At 44.3% G+C, this 639-nt stretch carries 1 protein-coding gene; it reads left to right on the forward strand.

Annotated features, from left to right (window positions below):
- The coding region (locus ACQEXR_RS20345; protein WP_427021059.1) for an IS630 family transposase at positions 1-639 on the forward strand (639 nt) is incomplete at both ends.

A 639-nucleotide genomic window follows, 5' to 3' on the forward strand; every position in this document is an offset into this window, starting at 1 on the left:
TTCTGAAGGCTGGAGTCAGGCCATGATTTCTCAAGCCCTTCGGATTCATGAATCGACGGTCGCTCGCCACCTCAGCAACTACGTTCTCTCTGAAAAGCTTAAGCCTGAAAATGGTGGCAGCCAAAGCAAAATGTCTACGACTCAAACCATGCACCTCATCGAACATTTGACTGAGCATACCTATGCTCATACTCATCAAATTGTCGCTTATGTGAAAGAGGAGTTTGGCCTCAGTTATACAGTTTCAGGCATGAATAAATGGTTGCACCACAATGGCTTTAGCTACAAGCAGCCAAAAGGCATTCCTCACAAGTTTGATAAAGCAAAGCAGCAAGAGTTCATTGATGCTTACGAAGCTCTGAAAGCGAGTTGTGGCGAGGATGAATCGATCGTTTTTATCGATGCCGTTCACCCAACACTCTCGACCAAAATCTCCCATGGTTGGATACGTACAGGCCAAGATAAAGTATTGGAAACGACAGGTAATCGTAGCCGACTGAATATTGTTGGTGCACTGAACCTATCGGATATTGGTGCGACTATTGTGAGCGATTATGAAAGCATTAACAGTGAAAACATGGTTCGTTTTTTCTGTAGACTCAGAGAGAGTTATCCGTTAGCCCACAAGCTTCACATCAT

The sequence above is a fragment of the Vibrio sp. TRT 2004 genome (assembly GCF_050113735.1).
Lineage (GTDB): Bacteria > Pseudomonadota > Gammaproteobacteria > Enterobacterales > Vibrionaceae > Vibrio.